14 protein-coding genes are annotated in these 20609 nt (G+C 59.6%); 4 read left to right on the top strand and 10 right to left on the bottom strand.

Translation table 11 applies throughout. The annotated features are described in order from the left end of the window. Positions 1-71: 71 nt before the first annotated feature. From rodA to HAD_RS00845, 7 genes are all read right to left on the bottom strand, one after another. A complete protein-coding gene (rodA, locus tag HAD_RS00815) occupies positions 72-1295 on the bottom strand; it encodes a rod shape-determining protein RodA (RefSeq protein ID WP_199285835.1) in 1224 nt (407 codons plus the stop codon). After that, on the bottom strand, positions 1292-3226 hold the full coding sequence (gene mrdA, locus HAD_RS00820; RefSeq protein WP_035568718.1) for a penicillin-binding protein 2: 1935 nt from the start codon (positions 3224-3226) through the stop codon (positions 1292-1294). The genes rodA and mrdA overlap by 4 nt, the downstream gene beginning before the upstream one ends. Continuing rightward, positions 3223-3774 carry a hypothetical protein gene (locus HAD_RS00825; protein WP_035568720.1) on the bottom strand — a complete coding sequence of 184 codons (552 nt, stop codon included), beginning with the start codon at positions 3772-3774 and terminating at the stop codon, positions 3223-3225. The genes mrdA and HAD_RS00825 overlap by 4 nt, the downstream gene beginning before the upstream one ends. Further along, the gene (locus tag HAD_RS17680; protein ID WP_051595810.1) at positions 3774-4646 is read right to left on the bottom strand and encodes a rod shape-determining protein MreC; all 873 of its coding nucleotides are present in this window, start codon (positions 4644-4646) and stop codon (positions 3774-3776) included. Before HAD_RS17680 ends, HAD_RS00825 begins: the two co-directional genes overlap by 1 nt. Before the next feature lie 38 nt (positions 4647-4684). Then, positions 4685-5725, bottom strand: coding sequence for a rod shape-determining protein (locus HAD_RS00835; protein ID WP_034763228.1), 1041 nt, complete (start codon positions 5723-5725; stop codon positions 4685-4687). A gap of 267 nt (positions 5726-5992) precedes the next feature. Further along, complete coding sequence (locus HAD_RS00840) at positions 5993-7474, bottom strand: flavin-containing monooxygenase (protein WP_035568722.1); 1482 nt, start codon at positions 7472-7474, stop codon at positions 5993-5995. Between the two features lie 87 nt (positions 7475-7561). Next, positions 7562-9334: a hypothetical protein gene (locus HAD_RS00845; RefSeq protein WP_035568724.1), complete on the bottom strand. Its 1773-nt coding sequence runs from the start codon at positions 9332-9334 to the stop codon at positions 7562-7564. 224 nt (positions 9335-9558) lie between these two features. Here HAD_RS00845 and HAD_RS00850 point away from each other — a divergent pair, with 224 nt between their 5' ends. The 4 genes from HAD_RS00850 (at position 9559) to HAD_RS00865 (ending at position 16105) form a co-directional block, all read left to right on the top strand. Continuing rightward, positions 9559-11367: a sensor histidine kinase gene (locus tag HAD_RS00850; RefSeq protein ID WP_156942110.1), complete on the top strand. Its 1809-nt coding sequence runs from the start codon at positions 9559-9561 to the stop codon at positions 11365-11367. Between the two features lie 116 nt (positions 11368-11483). Then, positions 11484-12746: an FAD-dependent oxidoreductase gene (locus tag HAD_RS00855; RefSeq protein ID WP_035568729.1), complete on the top strand. Its 1263-nt coding sequence runs from the start codon at positions 11484-11486 to the stop codon at positions 12744-12746. Between the two features lie 30 nt (positions 12747-12776). Then, entirely contained in the window at positions 12777-14699 is a 1923-nt protein-coding gene (asnB, locus tag HAD_RS00860; protein WP_035568732.1) for an asparagine synthase (glutamine-hydrolyzing), read from the top strand. Positions 14700-14803: 104 nt separating this feature from the next. Further along, the gene (locus HAD_RS00865; RefSeq protein ID WP_206741235.1) at positions 14804-16105 is read left to right on the top strand and encodes a serine hydrolase domain-containing protein; all 1302 of its coding nucleotides are present in this window, start codon (positions 14804-14806) and stop codon (positions 16103-16105) included. Between the two features lie 276 nt (positions 16106-16381). On the opposite strand, the gene HAD_RS00870 is transcribed toward HAD_RS00865, so the two are convergent. From HAD_RS00870 to HAD_RS00880, 3 genes are all read right to left on the bottom strand, one after another. Beyond that, positions 16382-19396 carry a TonB-dependent receptor domain-containing protein gene (locus tag HAD_RS00870; RefSeq protein ID WP_051595811.1) on the bottom strand — a complete coding sequence of 1005 codons (3015 nt, stop codon included), beginning with the start codon at positions 19394-19396 and terminating at the stop codon, positions 16382-16384. Positions 19397-19625: 229 nt separating this feature from the next. Further along, on the bottom strand, positions 19626-20057 hold the full coding sequence (locus HAD_RS00875) for a VOC family protein (RefSeq protein WP_035568734.1): 432 nt from the start codon (positions 20055-20057) through the stop codon (positions 19626-19628). 44 nt (positions 20058-20101) lie between these two features. After that, positions 20102-20605, bottom strand: a complete 504-nt coding sequence (locus HAD_RS00880; protein ID WP_162177451.1) for a c-type cytochrome — start codon at positions 20603-20605, stop codon at positions 20102-20104. Positions 20606-20609 lie beyond the last annotated feature (4 nt).

The raw sequence follows: 20609 nt of genomic DNA on the forward strand, positions 1-20609 counted from the left end.
CCCAGGGTATAATGTTTCGCGCGAAACTATAGGCGGAGAAACAAAAATCAACGCCATATGCTGCGTCAGGGTCAGAACAACCCCGTTGTATTCAGTTTGTCGTCGCGATGCAGATAGGCCGAAAGGATCAAGCCGAAACAGGACATCGCCGTCAGCATGGCTGTGCCACCGTATGAGATCAGAGGCAATGGCATGCCCACCACCGGCAGAAGGCCGAGCACCATGGCCACATTGAACACGACATAAAACGCGACCGTCGCCGTCGCACCCGCAACGGCATAACGGCCAAAATTGCTGGCGGACTGGAACGCTGTGTAGAGCGACCAGCCGAGAAGGATCGCGAAGCCGACCAGAATGGCCGTCGCGCCGAGAAAGCCGAATTCCTCCGCGATCACCGTCAGGATGAAGTCGGTATGCTGTTCGGGCACATAGTCCTGCTGGGACTGGATGCCCTGCAGCCAGCCCTTCCCGTTCAGCCCGCCTGCGCCGATGGCGATCTTGGCCTGTTCGATCTGGTAGCTTTCGCCCAATGAGGTGGACGCCCCGCTGGATCCGAACAACTGGGCGAGAAATGTGTCCACCCGCCCCCGCTGATAGGGTTCCAGCACGAACTGGTACACCGGCCAGACGGCGGCCGCCGCGGCGGTCATCCCGGCCAGAATGATGCGGCCGGACAGGCCCGCCAGGAAGACGACCACGCCGCCGGATGCGATGATCGCAAGTGCGGTCCCAAGGTCCGGCTGAAGAAAGACGAGCGCGGCCGGGATCAGGATAATCACTGCCGCACCGATATGAATCAGGAACCGGGACCCATTCGCGCCCAGCATGCCGTGGTAATACCGGGCCAGCGCCAGCGTCACGGCAAGCTTGGCAAACTCCGAAGGCTGAACCGCCACGGGGCCGATCCTCAGCCAGCGCTGGGCCCCGCCACCGGTTGTTCCGAAGAACTCCACCGCCAACAGGAGAAGGATCGTGCCCGCATAGGCCAGCCAGGACAGGTTCATCCACCAGGAGAGCGGCAACAGGGCCAGCGCGATCATGATGCCGAAGCAAACGACGAAACGGATCAGCTGGAGCTTCCAGAGATGCTGCTCGGCCGGATTCGTATAGGTCGATGAATAGAGCATCGCGATGCCGATCAGCGCCATGGCGACGATCAGCAGGATGAACCCCCAGGGCAGCCGCGCCATCTTGCCAAGCAGGCCGGAAGAGGTGCCGTCAAAATTGAGCGACCGGGCGGTACGCGTGCGCGCTTCCCCCCGGCTGTAGCCGCTGAAGCTGCCGTCGCGACTCATGTCGGCGTGCCTTCTTCATCGGATCGATTGATGGACGCACTCTTCGTCCATGCCGGTTTGCGGCCGCTATTGGTGCGGATGGCGTGGGCGAGAATATCGCGGGCGACCGGCGCGGCGGTGCGCGAGCCGCCCTCCCCGTGCTCGACGACGACAGAGATCGCATATTTCGGATTTTCAGCCGGGGCATAGGCAACGAACAGGGCGTGGTCCCGCAACTCGCGCTCGATGCTTTCCCCCTTGCGGACGCCGGTGGCGCGTTCAGCCGTTGTAATGCGGCGAACCTGCGCCGTTCCCGTCTTGCCCGCGAGGCGCGGGCCGCCGAGCCCGAGATCGCCGGAACTGCGCGCCGTGCCGCCCCATTCGGACGTCACGCCATACATGCCCGACTTCATGAGCTTCATGATTTCGGCATCGAGATGCGCATCAAGCACATGTTCATCCGGATCTTTCGGGCCAAGGCCGATCAGGCTCGGCTTCAGGGCGTGTCCTTCGGTTGCGATGCGCGCGGTCATCAGGGCGAGTTGCAGAGGCGTGACCCCCAGCTGTCCCTGCCCGATCCCGAAGTTCAACGTCTCCCCTTCATACCAGGGTTCTTTCCGGACCCGCCGTTTCCATTCCGGATCAGGCACAAGCCCGCCGCGGGCGCCCGTCATGCCAAGGGTCCAGGCCTGGCCGAAGCCGAACTTGCGCGCCGTGTCCGCAATCGCCTGCGCGCCGGCCCGGCGGGCGACCTCATAGAAGTAGACATCGCACGACCCCTTGATGCCGCCGTGCAGATCCACCGTTCCGTGGCCACCCTTTTTCCAGCAGTGCCACGTCCGGTTTCCGAAATGGTAGTAGCCGTTGCAATGCACCTTGTCGCTCGGCGTGATGGCGCCGGTTTCAAGCGCCGCTGTCGCGACGACCATTTTGAACGTCGACCCCGGCGGGTACACCCCGCCATGCGCCCGCGGATAGAGCGGCGAGCGGGTATTGTCACGCAAGGCTGCGTAGTCGGCACTTGAAATCCCGTTGACGAAATCATTGGGATCGAAGGCCGGCGTCGAAACCATGGAAAGGATTTCGCCGCTGTCGATATCGACGACGACGGCAGCGCCGCTTTCCCCTTGGAACCGCTCAATCGCAACGCGCTGCAGGTCCATGTCGATCGTGATGAACAGGTCCTTGCCTGCTTCCGGCGCAAGGCGTTCGTCCGGGATCTGATCGATCACGCGGCCGGCCGCATTGGTCACCAGCTTCTTGAAGCCCGGCTTTCCGCGCAGCCATTCTTCCGCAAACCGTTCCATGCCCTGCCGGCCCGTCCGCATGTCGGGGTGCCGGAACATCCGTTCGATCGTCGTAGCTTCGTCCGGCGTCTTGCCTTCGGTCAGCCGGTCCAGATCGTCCTGGCTGGCCCGGGCGACATAGCCCAGGACATGCGCGAAATCCCGTCCGCGCGGATAGGACCGCGTCAGCGCCATCTCGACCTGAACGCCCGGCAGTTCGACGGCATGAACGTTCATCCGGGCGAAGTCTTCATAGGACAATTCATTCGCCACGATCACGGGAAGGAAGGCCGCCCTGCGCAGACGGGCGCGCTGGATATCCCTCAGAACGCGCTCGACCTGCCCGTCGGAAAGCTCGATCAGCCGGCCGATGCTGGCAATCGTTGCCGCCGGGTCGTCCAGCTGTTCGGGAATGACGGTGACCCGTCCGGCCCGGCGGTGCGACGCGAGCGGCTTGCCGAAACGGTCCAGAATCCGCCCCCGCTGGGGTGGGGCGAGTTCCAGCTTGATGTGGTTTTCATTGGCCAGCTTGTCGTATTTCTTGCCTTCTAGGATCTGCAGCTGGAACAGGCGTGCGACCAGGCCGGCCCAGACGACACCGCCGCCAACGCCGGCCATCAACATCCGGCGGGAGAATTCCTGATCGGGGTGGAATCCCTTGCTCATATTGCCTGCCCCGGCGTTTCTCCCGGCCTGCGGCCAAGGTCGAACACTTTGTGGATCAGGGCATAGAGCAGCCCGGTCGTCAGCATCGCCGCAATCAGGGGCAGTATCCGCACCGGATGGTCTTCGAGGGTCGACGCCATGATCCAGAGTACCAGAAACGCCCCGGCGAACAGGAGGACTGTCGCAGCAATCGCGATCAATGGCTCATTGGTGATATCGAATTCTGACGAAATGGCCGTGCTCGCAGCGTAGGTCAGCAGATTGACCACTTCAAAGCTGCCCATCGGGGCGTGGAAGATCACGTCCTGTATCCCGCCGAATATGATCAGGATGATCATCGGCCGGATCGACAGGCCAACCCGGCCCCAGCCGACGGCGCCCCAGAGCGCGGCATGTGGCCATGCGAACGACAATCCGAAAATGTCGTTCCGAGTCAGGCCGAAGAGACCGACAGTGGCGATCAGGAACGACCCGAAAAGCAGCCGGGGTGTGGGGCCTGACTTGGCCCAAAGACTTTGCCTCCGCCGGGTCAGGAAGGAGCCGGGCATCAGCGGCGCGCCCCCTGCGTCGGGCTGGCATCACCCTCAAGCGCCGGCAGATCACCGGCCGGGATCGGCCGCTCCACCGTTGGCGGCGGAATCAGCTGCACATAACCGGACGAGCCTTCGCTCATCGCGTATTTGACACGCCAGTCATTGCCGGACTGATGCACCTCGCCGACGACCAGCCCGCGCGGGTACGCCCCGCCCTCGGCCGACGTCAGGATCCGCTCGCCCTCAATAAAAGCGCTCCGCTCAGGCAGGTCTGTCAGGGCGCCGGAACTGGTCGCCCCTCCCTGCATGATGGCATGCACGCCCGACACTTCGCCGATGACCGGGACCCGGCTGTTAAAGTCTGTCACCAGGAGGATGCGCGACGACCGCTCCCCAAGCTGGATGACGCGGCCCACAAGGCCGCCTTCATTCATCGCGATGGAGCCCGGCTCCACGCCTTGCGACCGGCCCGCATTGGCCAGCAGCGTCTGCGCAAAGGGGCCTTCACTTTCAGAGGTCACCCGCGCCGTCACCCCGCGCGCCGGCGGTTCCCCCATCAGGTTGAGGATTTCCTCATACGCTTCCAGGCGGTCGGCCATGGAAATGGCCGCAGCCTTGTAGCGGGACAGGTCCCGCACTTCGGCTTCCAGTTCCCGGATACGCTTTTCCTGCGCCACCTGCCCGGTCAGCCGGGCCCACAGGCCAATCTGTTCGCCGCCGCCAAGCCGATCACCGACCGAGGCGCGTACAGGGTTGAAAAATTGACTGATTTGCGGGGCGGATTGCGCAATAATCAGGGCTGCGAACCCAAAAATGAGCACACCAAGGACGAGGCGCTTGGGAGAGCGCCGGACGCCTTTCTGAGCTGACCGGCCCGAACGTGCCATATGGCGAGTCCTCTGGTGTTTCCTTGATTATACCGTCCCTAGACCTCCGGAGAGAGGACGTTTCGCATCTTGGAGAAATTCTCCAGCACGTGACCACAGCCATTGACCACGCAACGCAGCGGATCGTCCGCAATCATCACCGGCAGCTGGGCCTGTTCGCGGATCACGGCATCGAGGTTGCGCAGCAATGCGCCGCCGCCCGTCAACACGATACCACGATCGACAATGTCGGCCGCCAGTTCAGGTGGCATGGCCTCCAGCGCGATCTTCACGGCGTCGATGATATCATTCACCGGTTCCGACAGCGCATCGGCGATCATCGCCTCATTGATCTCTGTTTCTTTCGGCACACCATCCAGCGTTCCGCGGCCGCGCACGGTCAGCGACATGCCCGTGCCGTTTTCCGGCGGCTGGGCCGTGCCGATTTCCTTCTTGATCCGCTCGGCAGACATTTCGCCGATCAGGATCTTCTGCTCGCGGCGCAGATAGTTGACGATGGCCTGGTCCATCTTGTCGCCGCCGACGCGCACCGAACGGGAATAAACGATCCCGCCCAGCGACAGCACAGCCACCTCGGACGTACCGCCGCCGATATCGACGACCATTGAGCCTGCCGGGTCATCGATTGGCAGGCCGGCTCCGATGGCAGCGGCCATGGGTTCCTCGATCAGGTGGACTTCACGCGCCCCGGCAGCGAGGGCCGACTGGTGAATGGCGCGGCGCTCGACGCTGGTGGCGGAGCTGGGCACGCAGATGATGATGAGCGGAGACACGAACGCCCGGCGGTTGTGAACCTTCCGGATGAAGTGCTTGATCATTTCCTCGGCGACTTCGAAGTCGGCGATCACGCCATCGCGCATGGGGCGGATGGCTTCCATGTTCACAGGCGTCTTGCCGAGCATGTTCTTGGCCTGCTCGCCGACGGCATAGACGATCTTTCGGCCGCCTTGCGTCATGTAAGCGACGACGGAGGGCTCATCGAGCTTAACCCCCTGCCCCTTCACATAGACCAGCGTGTTGGCTGTGCCGAGGTCGATGGCCATGTCCGTAGACAGCATGCCGAGGAGGCTACCAATCATGTCTTACCGCGCTCTTTTCCTGAGCGGCCGGGCGACAAATCCCGGCGCGCGTGTGTAATTCCCTACACAGCCCCATAAACCCATTGCCGTTAACGCCGCTTTAATGCAAGGGATGGCGCGCAGATAAACGGAACGCTCCGTTCTGTTACGCGATTCCCGTTGCTTTTATTGAAGATTCGCGACGGCACCCCAAAACGCGGTATCCGGCATTCGAACGCCGCGTACACGAATAGTAAACAAGGGGTTAGCGGACCTTAATCTCCTGGCTCAATCAGCGGGAATGACCTGCCAGCTGTCGGGGTCAAATTTGCGCATGATCGCGGCATATTCGGTCGTCTTGCCGGACCAGTTGTTGGTCACCTTGCCGCTCTCTGTCTTGTACCAGCTGGCGCAATCGCCCGCCCAGACCGTCTTGCCGAGGTCCGCCTGAAGCTTGTCATTGTAAGCCTTCATCGCCTCCGGCTTCACATCCAGCGCCGCAACTTCCTTCGCCGCAATCCGGCCGATCGCCTGGATCACGTATTCCAGCTGGCGTTCCACCATCAGGATGATGGAATTGTGCCCGAGATTGGTGTTCGGGCCGTACAGCAGGAAGAAGTTTGGAAAGCCGGGGACAGCCACGCCCTTGTACGCTTCAGCGCCATCCTTCCAGACTTCGTTCAGGGACACCCCTTCCCGGCCATGGACCTGCATCGGGGTCAGGAATTCGGTCGACTGGAAGCCGGTCGCATAGATGATGACATCGCAGGCGTGCTCCACACCGTCGTCACCGACGACGCCCCGGGGCGTGATTTCCTTCACCCCCTGACGGATCACCTCGACATTCGGCTGGATCAGAGCCGGGTAATAGTCGTCCGAGATGAGGATGCGCTTGCAGCCCGGTTCAAAGTCCGGCGTCAGCAAGGCACGCATCTCCGGATCCTTCACCTGGTCTTCGAGATGTTTCAGGCACATCTTCTTCATCGACTTCGCCAGACCGCTCTCACCCTGGTGAAAGGCGGTGAAGCCGAAATCGGCGAAGGCCCGGATGCGCCAGCGATACCAGTTGATCCGCCACCGCTGCTTGTCGAAAGCGCGCTTGTCGGCTTCCGTGTACTTCCGCTGGCCGCGCGGACGGCACCAGGCCGGCGACCGCTGGAAATTGATCAGTTTCCCGACCTGTTTCTGTATCTCGGGCAGGAACTGGACCGCGCTTGGTCCATTGCCGATCACGCAAACCTTCTTGCCTTTCAGGTCGACGGAATGATCCCAGCGGGCAGAATGGAAGGAGGCCCCTCCGAAACTGTCCTTGCCTTTGAAATCCGGAATGGAGGGAATGTTCAGCTGGCCAAGGCCGGAGATGAGCACATCTGCGGTATGAGTCGTTCCGTCCGCCTTTGTCAGCGTCCAGGTGCGGCTGGCTTCGTCATAGCTGCAGTCGGTGATCTCTGAATTGAAGTGGCAGTGGGGACGTACGCCGAACTTGTCCGCGAAGTCTTCGAAATATTGAAGGATCTGCGGCTGCAGCGACCATTTGTAGTCCCAGTCCGGATTGAGGTCGAAGGAATAAGAGTAGAGATGGCTGGGTACATCGCAGCCACACCCCGGATAGGTATTATCGCGCCAGGTGCCGCCGACACCGTCCGACTTTTCGAACAGGTCGATCTTCGAATAACCGGCCTCTTTCAGCTTCGCGACCGCTGCCAGGCCGCTCATGCCCGCGCCGAGCACGGCAATGCTGAGAGACGTTCCATCCTTTCCCGACTGCATGCCCTTTTCCTCCACTTTATCGACTTTTTATCGATAGTGGCACGCGCTGGTTGACGGTCAACACGTCCCGCAAGGGGAAGAGACCACTCAGTTTTCAGGGACGACGCGGTAGAACCGGCCGGAGGCCTCATCCTCCGGAAGCGGCTTCACAGGCTGCAGCCAATCAGGAACTTCACCTGCGGCCAGCCGGGCAAGGAAACCATCCGGTTGCAGCTGCTGGAACGTGCTGTTCTGTCCGGCGTTGGGACAAAACAGAACATAATCGACCTGGTTTTCTGCGAGCAGCGCCGGCACTTTGTCCGGCGGCAGACCGAAGGCTTCGAGACTGGCGGAAATGCCCGCAATGTCGCGATGATAGTTCGCGTACATCACCGAATGCGGTGTCATCTCCAGCAACGCTGCACCGGTATTCGCGTCGGACAGAATCATGCCGGGCGGCACCGAGTCCAGTGCCGCACGCGTCTCGTCCGACAGACAGGACTGCTCCCCGCCGATGACGGGGGCTGACGATGGCAAGACGAGCATCACCGGCAATGCCCAGAGTGTAGGGCTGGAAAGCGCGAGCGGCAGGAGATAGCCCGTGCGCCGCCCCCCTTCTTTACGCCCGGCAATATAGGCATCCCTCGCCCACACCGCACATGGAATGATCGCCAGCAAACTGCCGAATACATAAAAACGTGTCTGGTACAGCATCAGGACGAGACCGAGCGCCAGAAGCAAGGCGAACATCAGATCCGTGCGGACATCTCTGCGCCGCAGCAGCCCGGCGATTGAAACGCCGAACCCCACAAGGCTTGGCCCCATTGCATAGGCCACGAATGGCCAGCGTCCGCCCTGCTGCGCGAACATCGGGCGTGCCTCAATGATGCTGCCAAACCAGATATCGCGCATGTCAGGTGTGAGAATGTCCAGCGGACTGCCGAGACATTGCGGCCCTTGCAACAGGAATAAGCCCGCGCACGCCGCACCAATTGCGGCAAGACCGGCAAAGCGGATGAGCCGCCCATATCCCGAAAGGAACGCCGCGCAGAGGCCAAGGCCTCCACCACCTATCGCCAGGGCAAGAAAGGAAATCGAAGACAAGGCGTCGCAATAGACCTGTCCCCAGGCCGCTTGCGGCACCGTCCCGAAGAAGCAGACCGCAATGACAGCGGCAAGCGCCGCGCCAAAGGCCAGCGTGCCGTTGCGGACCTCTGCCCCTCTCAAGGCCCAATCGACCGCATGGAAGGCGCAAAGCACCGCGACGAAAGGATAAAGCTCGATCCCGACGGCCACGGAAAGCGCCAGCATCACGGCGCTGAGAATCATGTTGCGCGGGCTCACCAGCCGGTCGAGCGACGCCCCGACCGCCACAGCAAGGAAGCCGAGCTGCAGATTGTGGTGGTCGATCGCACCGGACAGAAAGCGGAAATGTCCGAACAGGATAAAAAGCGCGACGATGAAGGTGAAGACCAGCAGCTTGCCGTCGCCGATATTGCGGACAGCCAGCGCCAGCCCGCCCAGGACGATCAGCAGGCTGATCGGTGGCCAGATCGTGATCGCCCAGGCAAGTGCGGTCTCGCTTGGCAGGAAAAAGTCGAACAGCGATGTCAGAAAAAGAGTCGGAATGTCGGGAATGCGCGACCAGTGCATCAGGGTGCCACCATCCGGTCCCAGCCTGTATTGATGCAGATCAAACCAGCCCTGCCCTGCCAGCAAGTCGCGGACCTGTACCAGCCGCATGATGTCGTCGCCATCCGGTCCCGGCCGGCCCAGCTGCTGCTTCAGCACGCTCAGCACGACGACACTCAGGAAAATTACGCCTGCCAGCAGGCCCGCCCACAAGCGTGCCGAGCCGAATTTGGAGCTTGTTGATGTCATGCCTGTCCTGACCTGCCTGGATTTGTGGCGGTAACCATATCCCCGGCAGGTGTAGGAATACCTAAAAGCCCTGTTACGGCGACAGATCGAGACAAATCCGGGGCTTGGCCTGTGGAATACTTGCAAGGTCAGTTAAGAACGTAACCGCAGGCATGGCCCGCCACCCTTAACACGCCTAACTCGCCAAAATTCCGGGAACAGGCGCAGGCACAGCAGATTTGCGCGTGAACAAGTGGTTAATCTGCGACTGTAATTCTCTTTTCGGTGTGAACTATAACTTATCCGAGTTGTGGTTCTTTGGCCTCATGACCAATGCGGCGACCCGTTTTACGTTCCTTGACTTGATCCTCTTCGGCTCGCCGAAGATCGACGAGAGCGTGCGCGGGCCGATGAACCTGCACATGCTGAGCCGGTTCCAGAAATACAAGATCCCGATCAGCGTCGTGACGCTGATCAATGCCACGATCCTGCTCGCCATGTTCTCGGCGGCCTCCCCTTCCGGTTTTTCTCCGATTGCTTTTTTCTGGTGGCTGCCTGTCGCCTTCTATTCCGTCTTCATGTTCTGGAGTGGCCTGCGTCCGCTTGATCTCAGCACGGGACGTGTCCCCTCCGGCCGATTTGTAAAACGGGCAGAACTCGGTTCCTTCCTGCTCGGACTGTGGTGGACGGGCCTGATGCTGACACCGATCGCAGAGACCGAAGCACAGCAGCTGACCATGATCGGCGTTGCCATGGGCATGTGCTGCGGCGTGGTCGGCTTTACCGCCCCTATGGTGGGTGTGGCAGCCCGGTACATGACGGCCGCAACGGTCGTGCAGCTTCTGGCCCTTCTCCAGCATCACACTGCGACGGCAATGACGGCGACGTTGTTCGGCCTCGCCCTCTCGATCGCCCTGCTTGTCAGCTCCCGGAACTTCTTCCAGTCAACTTTGGAACTGGTTGAATCCCGGACCGAAACCGAGCGCGCGCACAATCTCCTGAAGCAATCCCTGGAAACATCCCGGCATGGATTTGCGATTTTCACGGAAACAGGCGAACGCCTGGTCGCGAACACGTACCACCAGAACTATTTCCCCGACTTTGTTCCGACGGCAGCTGATCTCGGCACGAAGGAAATTTCGGTAAAAGGCAGCGACTGGTTCATCCGGTCGGTCACTCAGTCCACCAACCGGAATTTCATCGTTACGCATACGAACATCAACCTGCAGAAAGAAACGCAGCGCTCGCTGCTGGCCGCGCAGGAAACCATCAATGACGCCCTGGCTGCTCGCTCGCGCTTCATCTCGCGCGCCTCCACAGACCTTGCCGGACCGTTGAAATACATCATGACCCTCGCTTCGGCGATGTCGTCAGGCTCCCGCATCGAGTTCTCGCGCGAGGAAATCAGCGGCCACTGCGACAGCATCGACAAGGTTGCCCGCGACCTGCTCGATCTTGTGCGCGACATTGAAGAATACGCCGAAGGGGAATCTGGCGGGACGTTCTCGAACGAAGCCCCGGAAGACCTGCGCGAGCTTCTTTCGCCGGAACAGCTCTGGGCTGCCGCGACCTGGGAAAAATCGACCTTCGACCGGATCAAGGTGTCGATCCCGCAAGACCTCGATGTTGTGATGATCGACGGTCCCCGTTTCACGTCGACCGTAGTGAAACTCCTCAAGCGGGCTTCCATGGTGTCGATCGACCCGATCGTGCTGACCTGCACGCCGGACGAGGAAGGCCGTATTCATGTGACGATCGTCGATCGCGGCCGTCCGCTGAGCCCGGCTGAAGTGGCTGACTTCTTCGAGCCTTACGGTGACGAAACCCGGCCCGGTGCAGACCAGTACGTGACGCGCGGCCTCGAACTCGCACTGATCAAGAAATACCTGAACAGCCAGGGCGCTGAAATCGCTGTGCGGCCGCTGAACAAGATCGGCAACGCCATCACGATCACGCTGCCCACCTCGGCCATCGTGGGTAACAGCTCCAAGCCGCGCACAGGAACGGCTCTCAAAGACGAATCCGCGCCTTCCCGCCGGACTGTGAACGGCTGATTTCACGCCTTCGCGGGCAAGTTTTCCGGCCCTGATCTTCAAAGCGACAGCATTCGCCTTGCATCGGCGGCGCAATTGGCTAGTCCTGTTTGCCAATGCTGTTGTGAGTAGTTCAGATGAAGCCGGGCGCAAAGCGGATCGCCATTCTCGGCGCAGGTCCAGCTGGCCTGACGATCGCTCGACTCCTGATGGAGCAGAGCGGTCATTCCGTCACCCTTTTCGAGAAAACCCACCGGGTTGGCGGAAAGTCCCTGAGCGTGCGTCAGGGCGAGGACCTGATTGAATTCGGCACGTGCTACACCATCATGTCCCACCGCCGGGTCATGGACTGGATGCGCGAGCAAGGAATCACGATCCAACAGATCGTGCCGCACAAGATCGACGGAATCCCGGCGCGCGACTTTTTCAATTCCGGCCCCGGTGCACCGCTCGCCGTTCAAGGCATTTCCTATGTCCTGGCACGCCGTAAGCTGTTGAAAGCATTGAACTCCGATACGCCACCACAAAAGGCGCTTGAGGAAGCGGCGACCCCGGCAGTCGACTGGCTACGCGCCCGTAATCTTGGCAAGATTGAAAAGATGATGATGCGCACGGTCACCGGCATGGGCTATGGCGACCTGCAAACCGTGCCCGTCGTTCACGCCATGCGCTGGGTGGATATGGACCTCATCCTCTCCGGTACGCTGAACAAGATCTATATGCCTGTGGAAGGCTGGAGTGAGTTCTGGGAACGCCTGGCAAAGGACATGGATGTACGCCTCGAAACACATGTCCGGCACATCGACAGGTCCGGAGACCAGCACATGGTCGTGCTGGATGACGGGACTGAAGAGACCTTCGATGCCTTGATCTGCGCCATGCCGGTCGATCGCTTCTCCGCACTGCTGGAGCCCACCGAATCAGAACGCGTCGTCGGCGATTCCATTCACTGGGGCGGCTATGCGACGACCCTGATTTCTTCCGAAGACTGGTTCGAGGAACAGATCGAGTATTACAGCGAGACCTGCCTGCCGGGCGTGGAACCCGGCCTGCTGATGTCTGCCCGGCGTGAAGGGTATGATGCCGGGCTTGGTGGCCACCTATACATCGCCAACCAGCTTCCGGGCGATTATACCGGACCGGAATTGATCGAAATCCTGCGCGAGGAAGTGACCCGGCGCGGCGGCAGCATCAACGCCGTGATCCAGCAGGAAGTCTGGGAATATTTCCCCGAATACGACCCCGGCGCGATCCGGAAAGGCCTGATTGCCCGGATGCGCCAGATGCAGGGTGAACGGCAAACCTGGTATACAGGCGCAAGCTTTTCGCACGAATCGGTCGCCAATATTTGCATTCACAACGAAGCCCTCGTGCCACAAATGCTGAAGGCACTTGGGTGAACGACATCCAGAAACAACGGAGATGACGCTATGTGTGGCCTGATCGCAGGAATCGGCAAGGTGTCGCTCACGACACTGGACAAAGCCGTCGCAACGCTGACCCATCGGGGACCGGAATCTTCGGAGACCTGGGTCTCCGAAAACCAGTCGATGTTCCTTGGGCACACGCGCCTGTCGATCATCGGTCTGGACAATGGCGCCCAGCCGATCAGCAATTCGGACGGCAATGTCCACATTGTCGTCAATGGCGAGTTTTATGGCTACCGCGAAATCCGGGACCGTCTTCTCGCTGAAGGCGCGGTCTTCAAGACCGAGACTGACAGCGAAATCGCGCTGCATCTTTACCTGCACTATGGGCTGCAGGCGCTGAAGGAACTGCGCGGCGAGTTCTCGATCGTCATCGCAGACGAGCGGCAGAACTGCCTGATCGCCATCCGCGACCGGTTCGGCATCAAGCCCCTGTTCTACACGGTTCATCAGGGGGCGGTGTATTTCGCATCAGAGATCAAGGCGCTGCTGGCCCTCGGCGTGCCGGCCCGCTGGGACCTTGAAACCGCCTTCTATGACGGCTTCCTCTTCCGGGACCATGCCCGCACGCTGTTCAAGGACATCTGGTCGGTCCCGCAGGGGCAATATGCCATCGCCACGCCGGATAACATCCGGCTCTATACCTATTGGGACTGGAACTTCCCGACCGAGTCCGCCCTTGCCCTTGATGAGCGCAGCGATGCGGAATGCATTGAAGAATTCCGGTCCATTCTGAAGGAGTCTATCCAGGACCGTCTGGTCGCGGACGTTCCGGTCGCCTGCTATCTCAGCGGCGGGATCGATTCCTGCGCCGTGCTCGGCTTTGCGCAGCAAGGCCTGTCGCGGCCGATCGAATGCTACACGCTCGCCTTTGACGACGAACTCTACAATGAGGCCCCTATCGCGGAGAAACAGGCCGCCTTTGCGGGCGCGAACTACAATCCCATCATCGTTGGACGAAAGGACCTCGCCTCGGCTTATTCCGATGCGGTGTGGCACGCCGAAACACCATTCGTGAATGCCAATGGCGTAGCGAAATTCCTGCTTAGCCGCGCCGTGAACCAGCGCGGCATCAAGGTCGTTCTGACCGGTGAAGGCGCAGACGAGATGCTGGGCGGATACCTGCCCTTCAAGCGCGATGCGATCCTTCACCATGGCAATGGCCGCAGTGAGGCAGACTCCCAGGCCATGATCGAGCAGATCTTCGAGTCGAACCCTGCCGCCCGCGCCATCTTCATGCGGGATGGCGCCGATGATCCGGCGATCAAGGAAGTCGCCGCCCGTCTTGGCTGGGTCCCGTCCTTCATGGAAACCTATGGCCAGCTCGGCCGCATCTCATCCTCGCTCTATCGCGACGAGATGATGGCGGGGATCCACCCCACCGCCAACCCGTTCACCTATGTGATGGACCGGTTGCCGGTGAGCCAGGCGCTGGATGGCCGCCCGCGCCTCAATCAGGCGCTGTATCTGAATTCCAAAACGCATATGGCGAACTTCATCCTCACCTTCCTGGGCGACCGGATGGAAATGGCCCATTCGGTAGAAGGCCGGGTGCCGATGCTGGATCACCGCCTCGCTGAATGTGCCGCGCGCCTTCCCATCGACATGAAAGTCCGGGGCATAACCGAAAAACATGTGCTGCGGGAAGCTGCCAAAGACGTGCTCATCGACGAGGTCTACACCCGCGAGAAACACCCCTTCCTCGCCCCGCCGGTCACCAACGCTGAAGACCCGATGATGCAGATGTACGAAGACGTGTTCGCTTCAAAGGCGCTGGAAGAGCAGCCGGTGATCGCCCCTGACCGGGCCCGTAATGCGCTCAACATGGTGAAGATGCTGGAGGGCGAACAGAAGATCGCCTTTGAAGGGCTCATCCACAAGGTCGCCAGCATCACGCTGATGCACGAACGTTTCGGCATGACGTAAACAAAGTCTTGCCGGCGGAGCGCAAGTTTCATCCCCCGCCCAAGGCCAGCAGAAACCAAGATCGGTTACCCCTGTTCCTGAAGTCCGGGAATGCCCCGGCAGGATTGAGTCTGGGGTCCATCGTGTTTGTTGCGCACCTGCCGCTTTCGGCGATCATTTCTGTCACAGCCGCACTGCTTGCGCTGGCTGCATGGCGTTATCGCAGCACGCTTCTGCGTATCCGGCTCGCTCCGACGCTCTTCTCCGGCGCGCGCCAGGACTGGACCTTCAGCCACATCGCCGAAATTTTCCCAACGGTCGAAATCCCGGCTGCGGCGCACCGCACCCCCTTCCCGGAGGCAGCCTTTCAGGACCTGCCGGAGACATTCGAATTTGATGGGCAGTCCTTCGATACGGACACATTCCTCGAAGATACAGACACCGCCGCCATGCTTGTCCTGAAAGACGGCGAAATTATCCATGAAACCTATGCTGGCGCAGGTGGGCGCACGCAGGACTGGCTGTCCTGGTCGGTCGCCAAGAGCTTCGTTTCGGCTCTGGTGGGGATCGCTATCGAAGAAGGTCACATCCACTCGATCTACGATCCGGTCACGGACCATGTGCCTGCGCTGAAAGGCTCGGCCTATGATGGCGTCACCATCAAACAGGTGCTGCAGATGTGTTCCGGCGCGTCCTGGAACGAGGACTACAGCGACTGGAAATCCGACATCAACCGTTTCGCCCGCACCTTTGCGCTCGGCGGATCGCTGACCGATTTCGCCCGTTCGCTGGCCCCGGCCCGCAAGCCCGGCATGTACCGGCTCTACAATTCGATCGACACCCAGGTGCTCGGCATGCTGGTCGCCGCCTCCACGGGCAAGTCGCTGGCCGCCTACATGCAGGAAAAGCTGTGGGAACCGCTCGGCGCGGAAAGCCCGGCGCGCTGGATCGTTGACAAGGACGGCGTGGAAATGGCCTTCGGCGGCCTCACGGCAACGGCACGCGACTATGCCAAGCTGGGCGAGCTTTACCGCAATCGCGGCAACTGGCATGGGCGCCAAATCGTTCCGGAAGCCTGGGTCGACAAATCCCTCTCCCCCGACATGCCGCACCTGATGCCTGGCGGTTTTACCCTGCCAGACGCGCCATCAGGCTATGGCCAGTCACTCGGCTACGGCTTCCAGTGGTGGGTGCTGAGCACTGCGCCGCGCGAGTTCTGCGCCATGGGCGTCTATAACGAGTTCATCTATGTCGACCCCGGCCGGGGCATCACCATCGTGAAGCTCTCCTCCAACCGCGACTATGGCGTGAAGCCGGATGAGGAACACGCCAAGGAACTGAAAACGATTGAGTTCCTGCGGGCCGTGGCGCGCGATGCCGTGAACGTTGTTCAGGTAACGGAGAAGCGGACGGGAACGGCGGGGTAAGCCCTTGCCCGGGGGGTGTATAGTGCGCTTGCTTACACTTCGCGCAAACGTCGTTTAGACCCGGCGTCGGGCATATGTCATCAAGTGATCAGTTGGCATGAGATTCCGAACATATGATGCGGAATGGTCGTGCGGCGGAGAATCGTCGTTTTCAGAAGTGAAACGCCAGGAATGGGCGACCTACGCTCTGGAAATTAAACGACCGCCTCAAGAAGATGCCCTCCATTCCTGAAACAGGAAGGAGGGCAAGTTCGAGGAAAATGCGTCTACTATGGATCAGAAATTCACTTTGGCGCTGACGCGATACACACGCCCGAGTGGATTGCCGATATAAGGATCGTAGCTCAGCGGCAAACGAGCAGACGACGGCTCCTGATCCAGGACATTTTCAATACCAAGACGCATGACAACCTTCTTGTCTTCCAAGTCCATGGCATATGAAAACGCCAGGTCATGCTGCAGATAGGGGTCGACTTTCCGACCAAAATTCGTCGGCCCAAACTCAGGTGTTGAGGTACAGGCTGCCGTCTCCGGACACTGATTATCCTTCACCCCACTGACATAGCGAAGATAGTAGTTTGCCGTGAGGTTCCCATGTTCAGCACGGGCAAATGCGTTGCCCCGCCATTTTGGAACCGTCCCGGGTGAGCGATCATAGTTCGCAAAACCGACCGCATCATAGCCGGTACTGAATGTGAGGCCCTCGTAGACAAAATCATCTACTGAGTATTCGTCTGTATAAGTTGCCCCCAGCCCGAAGCTGAGACGGGTCTCACCCAAATCGCGGTGATAATCCGCCGCAAGGTCGAACCCGGATGTCTTGACATCAGGACCGTTCACCACGCGCGTGTTCACGCGAGAAATGTCAGACGCAATCGTCGTGTCCTGAACACAGCCGCCATCAAACACGATGAATTGGGTAAAGGGGCTGGAGCAATCCACGGCCGCCGTGCCATCCGTCGGCGCATCTGCAGCGATAACCGCATTGGCGATTGCCTGGAACGGCAAGTCAACGAACTGCCCTTCGAAGTCATATGACCAATAGTCGGCGCTGAAACTGAAATTGTCGGTCTTGAAGAGAATGCCGAGATTTGTTGTCAGCGCCTCCTCAGGATCGATATTCGGATTCCCCTGATACTGTGTCGCTTTATAGGCGCCACCAGCGGCATTGAACGCCGCCACACCCGTTGAGCCGCTTTCAGTGAGGTCACCTGCCAGCGGTCCGCGGAATGTTGTGCCAACAGATCCGCGCAAAGCAAGGATGTCCGTAATCTGCCACCTGGCGGAAAGTTTCGGATTGAAGGTCGAGCCGACATTGCCGCCATAGTCTTCATAACGGGCGGCCAGCGTCACTTCTACATCCGGCCCGAAATCCATGGCCGTTTCGCCAAACAGTGCGTAGACATCCTGGCTGAGATTTTCCCGCGGGTACTGGCCCAGAAAAATAAATGGGCCCGTCGGGAAGTTTGTGTCGTTCGGGTCATCCAGGCAAGTGAAGTCCCCTTCCACTGCACAGGGCACAGCGTCCGGGTCGGTATACTTGTTCAACGGTGTGTTCGTGTAGTCGCTGTCCCGGTACTGCGCCCCAAAGGCGTAGCTGAGACCGTCTCCTCCAAAGAGGCTGAACGACGTTTCCCCGGAGAAAACAAGATCAACAATGAGCTGCTCTTCTTCCCCGCGCGCACCACTGTAGGAAGAGAACCAATTGATGACGTCTGGATCGTTTTCCAGTCCAGGCACATAGGCAGGATTCGAGAGACCCAACGCCGGATTGCCAGGGGAAGCGTTGATGAACGGGTTGAAGTACAGACAACCATTGGCACCAGGCGTGGTGCCATCGCAATCAGACCCGCCAAGCCCGAGCAGTGCAGCCTGCAGACGTCCGCCAATTACATCGGGTGCCCCTGCTTCACGCGTACTTTTCAGCCATGTCGTGTAGAGCTCACCGCGGAACTTATCACTAAATTCCTTCTCCAGACCGGCAGACAGGCGAATGCCTTCATTCCTCGAAAAGCCACGGCTGGCCCCATGAGGATCGAGCGGATTACCGCCCAGGGCAAATGGACGGCCAAGCAGGATCGATGCACCACTCGAGAGAAGCTGAGGGTAGCTACCGGCTGCAAAAGTCTGATCAAGAAACGTTTCGAATCCCGGGTTAGAGCGCGGGACATAGAATGCGCTCGTACTGCCCGGGCCGTTGGGCCCCTGTACGGGCGGATAACTCGGTGAATAAGCGAGACTATTCAGCTCCGTAGATGCAAAGAGCGCTTCAGCATGCAACGTCAGGTCAGCAGCAAGATCGACATCCGTTTGCGCATAGACCTGATAACGGTCTTCATCCTCGACCAGATTATCGAATGGAACGTACGGATACCGGCATGCCGGAAATCCGGATACGGCACTGGTGGGGAAGTAGCCGTCTACACCGCCCAGTTCTTCACAGGCATTCAGCAAAGACCCATCGACTCCGATCCCCAATGGCGATCCACCGCTCGTCAACGGGATGTAAATGGCCGGGTTTGAAAGCGCCGACCAGCCGGACGGGTTAGCGCCATAAGCCGGCATTGTATAATCGCGCTCAACCGTCGGCAGTTCTGAGCGATGCTGATATCCCACTCCGAACAGGAAGTTGGCCTTGTCCAGGTTTTTCCCGGCCAGGAATGACACCTGATAATCACCATCTGAACCGTCCACGAATGAATAGTCCGCGGATGCTTCAAAACCGTCGAAAGACTTTCGTGTCACGAAGTTTGCTACACCAGCTATCGCGTCGGAGCCATATGTCGAGGCAGCCCCGTCCTTGAGGATCTCGATTCTCTCAAGCGCGAACATGGGGATAAGTTGTGTATCAGCTGCACCGTCCCCAGGCGTCGGCATTGTGCGCCGGCCGTTCACCAGAACGAGTGTACGCTCGCGGCCAAGGTTACGCAGATTGATGGATCCCACACCTTGATCCGCTCCAGCCTTGAATTGGTTTGAATCGCCCAAGACCGTCCCGACCGATGGCAATGTCTTGATAAATTCAAGCGGGGAATCAATGCCCGCGACTTCGAGGTCTTCGGTAGAAAACACATCGACCGGCAGAAGGCCGTCTTCTGCCGTGCCGCGAATATACGACCCTGTAATGACGATAGTGTTCTCACGGCGCTCGGCTGCGCCATCTTCGTTTTCGTCCGCAAAAGCGGCCCCATGCGCAAAGCCGAAGGCGAGGATTGCTCCCGCTGTCGTACCCAGCAATTGTTGACGAGATGTCCTCAAGTCTTCCTCCCTGACGTATCCTGCACGGATCATTCTTCTTTAGTGATGATCTCACTATTTTTGTTCTTCATATTTCCGTGAAAAGCAACAGATATCTCTATTTTACTTCTTATATGCTGATTTTTGTCGAGTTTCTGTTGCTGAGCGAATGTTTCATTCTCTCCATTTAGAGTTCTTTTCTTCAAAAGTCACAATGTTTCTCCTGACAGGGCAAGAGGCGCCTTGACCTGTGCCGACGGTTCAAGACCTTGCGCGCTCTCGGTCAGCCTTCATTTCGCTGAATGAATTCGAGGGTGTTTGCGTCCGGGTCTTGCACGATCCCGATGACAAGACCGCCAGTTCCAGGAACGGGTTTTGCGTCGCGGACCAACGCGGCCCCATTTTCCACCGCCCTTGAAACGGCAGTTTCAGCAGCACTTGCATTAAACACAATCCGAGCCTGGGACATCGGTGTTTCTGGCGTATGGGATTCCACAAGCACCAGCTTTGCCCCCTCTCCACCCGGGAATGCAAAAATGGTCTCGCTATAGGCTTCCACATCCATGTGCCGGACTTGAACGACCCCCAACACCGACTGATAGAATTCTTCCGCTTTCTTCAGGTCCGATACCCGGATCACCACCGCGCCAACACCTTCAACTCCCGAAGGTGCGCCATCAGGGCTTCCAATTTCCTGCGCTGAGGCCGCCCCCATTAGCCCGGCCCCCATAAGCGCGCCTGCGATCCATGACCGATACTTCATCTATCTTCCTCCCTGAACTGATCGTGACACGCCTTGCAGGTTTTGCCGGCGCTCTGAAACCGAATGGGTATTGTCGCCGGGTCCTCTGCATCGTTCGTCAGATCAGAAACGGCCGCCTTGAAGTTCGCCATCGCTTGCGCAAACTCCGCATCGTCTGACCAGATTTCCGATTTTGCATCCGTCTTCACGCCCAGCTCAGGCCCGCTTCCTTCCGGAAACCAGTTCTCCATGTCGCGTGCGTACTGGTTGAGACTTTTGATCGAAAACACTACAGTCGTGCTTGAAGGCCGCCCCGCCTTCAATTCATCCCCTATCGCTTTGAATGCCGCTCCAAGATCCTTGAAGTTTGCGCGACGCATTTTCACGATATCCGCCAGCGCCTGCTCCTCGGGAGACAGAGATTTCGTCGCCGGTTCAGGCTCGCCTGTTCCGCAGGCCACCAATACAGCGACCAGCATACCTGCCGGAAGAGTCCGGCATATACTGCCCAATACAGTCATTCCG

Source organism: Hyphomonas adhaerens MHS-3, assembly GCF_000685235.1.
Classification (GTDB): domain Bacteria; phylum Pseudomonadota; class Alphaproteobacteria; order Caulobacterales; family Hyphomonadaceae; genus Hyphomonas; species Hyphomonas adhaerens.

What these genes read in the sequence shown, in the direction of transcription:
- asnB (WP_035568732.1), top strand. Translation starts at nt 12,777, where the DNA reads ATGTGTGGCCTGATCGCAGGAATCGGCAAGGTGTCGCTCACGACACTG.
- mrdA (WP_035568718.1), bottom strand. Translation starts at nt 3,226, where the DNA reads ATGAGCAAGGGATTCCACCCCGATCAGGAATTCTCCCGCCGGATGTTG.
- HAD_RS00825 (WP_035568720.1), bottom strand. Translation starts at nt 3,774, where the DNA reads ATGCCCGGCTCCTTCCTGACCCGGCGGAGGCAAAGTCTTTGGGCCAAG.
- HAD_RS00845 (WP_035568724.1), bottom strand. Translation starts at nt 9,334, where the DNA reads ATGACATCAACAAGCTCCAAATTCGGCTCGGCACGCTTGTGGGCGGGC.
- rodA (WP_199285835.1), bottom strand. Translation starts at nt 1,295, where the DNA reads ATGAGTCGCGACGGCAGCTTCAGCGGCTACAGCCGGGGGGAAGCGCGC.
- HAD_RS00870 (WP_051595811.1), bottom strand. Translation starts at nt 19,396, where the DNA reads ATGATCCGTGCAGGATACGTCAGGGAGGAAGACTTGAGGACATCTCGT.
- HAD_RS00855 (WP_035568729.1), top strand. Translation starts at nt 11,484, where the DNA reads ATGAAGCCGGGCGCAAAGCGGATCGCCATTCTCGGCGCAGGTCCAGCT.
- HAD_RS00840 (WP_035568722.1), bottom strand. Translation starts at nt 7,474, where the DNA reads ATGCAGTCGGGAAAGGATGGAACGTCTCTCAGCATTGCCGTGCTCGGC.
- HAD_RS00880 (WP_162177451.1), bottom strand. Translation starts at nt 20,605, where the DNA reads ATGACTGTATTGGGCAGTATATGCCGGACTCTTCCGGCAGGTATGCTG.
- HAD_RS00835 (WP_034763228.1), bottom strand. Translation starts at nt 5,725, where the DNA reads ATGATTGGTAGCCTCCTCGGCATGCTGTCTACGGACATGGCCATCGAC.
- HAD_RS00875 (WP_035568734.1), bottom strand. Translation starts at nt 20,057, where the DNA reads ATGGGGGCGGCCTCAGCGCAGGAAATTGGAAGCCCTGATGGCGCACCT.
- HAD_RS17680 (WP_051595810.1), bottom strand. Translation starts at nt 4,646, where the DNA reads ATGGCACGTTCGGGCCGGTCAGCTCAGAAAGGCGTCCGGCGCTCTCCC.